This is a genomic window from Campylobacter sp., from assembly GCF_017646085.1.
Lineage (GTDB): Bacteria > Campylobacterota > Campylobacteria > Campylobacterales > Campylobacteraceae > Campylobacter.
The window spans coordinates 1-2,294 of record NZ_JAGCNF010000042.1 but is presented as its reverse complement, the minus strand read 5'-3'; the positions used below and the strand labels follow the sequence as shown (position 1 = coordinate 2,294).

Annotated in this window: 3 protein-coding genes; 2 read left to right on the top strand and 1 reads right to left on the bottom strand. The window is 32.3% G+C overall.

The window, feature by feature from the left end; genetic code table 11:
* Positions 1-1,098 (top strand): chorismate-binding protein (locus tag J6V67_RS02040; protein WP_291857803.1); only part of this gene is annotated, 1,098 nt, incomplete at its 5' end.
* Positions 1,095-1,667 carry an aminodeoxychorismate/anthranilate synthase component II gene (locus tag J6V67_RS02035; protein ID WP_086254670.1) on the top strand — a complete coding sequence of 191 codons (573 nt, stop codon included), beginning with the start codon at positions 1,095-1,097 and terminating at the stop codon, positions 1,665-1,667. The genes J6V67_RS02040 and J6V67_RS02035, both read left to right, overlap by 4 nt.
* Positions 1,668-1,819: 152 nt before the next feature.
* On the opposite strand, the gene J6V67_RS02030 is transcribed toward J6V67_RS02035, so the two are convergent.
* The coding region (locus J6V67_RS02030) for a phosphomethylpyrimidine synthase ThiC (RefSeq protein WP_291857799.1) at positions 1,820-2,294 on the bottom strand (475 nt) is incomplete at its 5' end.

Sequence of the window (2,294 nt, the reverse complement as noted above, 5' to 3'; positions counted from 1 at the left end):
CGTAATGATATGAGTAAGATTATTAAAGTTGGCTCATTGCGTATAAAAAAGCCGATGAAAATTATTAAACTCAAAACGCTATTTCAAGCAATTTCACCTCTTAAAGCTAAGCTTAAAAATAGAAATTTAAGCAAGATTTTTAATGCTGTTTTTCCTTGTGGGTCAATTACTGGTGCGCCAAAACTAGCCACAATGCGTATTATAAAGCGTTTAGAAGATAGAGAACGTGGAGTTTATTGTGGTGCAATGGGAGTTATAAATGCTAATAAAGCCATTTTTAGCGTACCAATTAGAACGCTTGAAAAGAGATTTAATCAAGATTTTTATAGATATGGCGTTGGTAGTGGTGTGGTTTGGGATTCAAAATGCAATGATGAGTTTGTCGAATTAGAACTAAAAAGTAGCTTTTTATACCCTAAGATGGAATTTGAATTGTTTGAGACTATGCTTTTGCGTGGTGATAAGATATTTTTATTGCAAAATCATTTAAAAAGAGTTATTAACAGTGCTAAATTGTTAGGATTTAAGTTGCCAATAGAATTTGATTTTGATGATACGGATGAGAGTGTATTGAAATTTTGCGATATTATAGGCGGTATAAATAGTCAAAGTGGTTTTGAGAGTATCTCTAAATTTAGAAATATTTTTGCTAATTTAAAGCCTAGCAATGGTGATACAAGGGTAAATTTGATCTTGAGCAAAAGTGGTGAGTTTAAAATAATCCAAACTCAAATTCCGCCCATTAATTCAAATAAAATTGCAATTAGCCAAAACCGCTTAAATTCTTGCAATGATCTTTTATATCACAAAACCACGCTACGAGATGAGCATATTGTAAATGATGGGCTTTTTGATATTTTTTATCTAAATGAAAAAGATGAGCTTTGCGAAGGCAGTCGTTCAAATATTGTGTTAAACATAGATGGTCAATTTCTTACTCCAAAGTTGCAAAGCGGCATGCTACCAGGAACTTTGCGTGAGAAATTATTAAAATCTGGTGAGATACAAGAGGATATTTTAAGCTTAGATGATCTAAAAAATGCCAAAGAAATTTACGCTATAAATTCGCTACGTGGTGCTATAAAGGTAGAACTATGAGAGTTTTATTGATAGATAATTACGACTCATTTACCTATAATATAGTCTATTATTTAAAAGAGCTTGGCGTTAAGGTTAAGGTGGTAAAAAATGATTTTGCTACTACAAAAAAAGCGATAAAATATGCTACTAAATTTGATAAAATTATTATTTCACCTGGATTTGGAACGCCTGATGATTCTGGTATTTGTGTTGATATTATAAAGGCTTTAAGTAGCAAAAAACCAATTCTAGGTGTATGCTTAGGTCATCAATGCTTAGCTAAAGCTTTTGGTGGCGATATTATTCGTATGCCCAGACCATTTCATGGTATAAGCATAGAATGCGAATTTAGAAAATCTTTACTTTTTAAAGGGGTAAAAAAGCCTTTAAAAATAGCTTTATACAACTCTTTATGCGTAAAAAATATAGCCGAATTTGATATTTTAGCAGATATAAAAGTAGAAAATAAAAGCATCATTATGGCCATAAAACATAAAAAATATCATTGCTATGGAGTTCAGTTTCATCCTGAATCTATACTGCAAGAACAAGGTAAAAAGATACTAAAAAATTTTCTAGATATTTAAGTGTTTAAAATGTTAAATTTGTTAATACAAATAGCTATTAAATTTACGCTTTTGATGAAATTATAGTAATTATCAAATCTAAAGTCAAAAAAGTACAACAACAAAATAGATATCGCCGCTAAAGCACTTAAAATTATAGCGGCGTAGATTTTTTATATATCTTTGTTTTCATCTTGTTTGGGATAGCTTTCACAGCTAGTTTTAGCTATCTCTTGACTTATTTTATAAGCACAAAATTTAGGCCCACACATAGAACAAAACTCAGCCTCTTTAAATACATCTTGAGGAAGGCTCTCATCGTGCAATTCTCTTGCTTTATCTGGATCTAGAGCTAGCTCAAACTGTTTGTTCCACTCAAATTTATATCTTGCATCGCTCATAGCGTGATCTCTATCTATGGCGCCTGGACGATTTAATGCGATATCAGCTGAGTGAGCTGCAATTTTGTGAGCTATTATGCCATCTCTTACATCTTTTGCGTTTGGTAAGCCTAGATGCTCTTTAGGCGTAACATAACATAACATACTAGCACCATGATATGCAGCCATAGTTCCACCAATAGCGCTTGTTATATGGTCATATCCAGCGCCAATATCAGTAGGCAATGGCCCAAGGATATAAAATGGT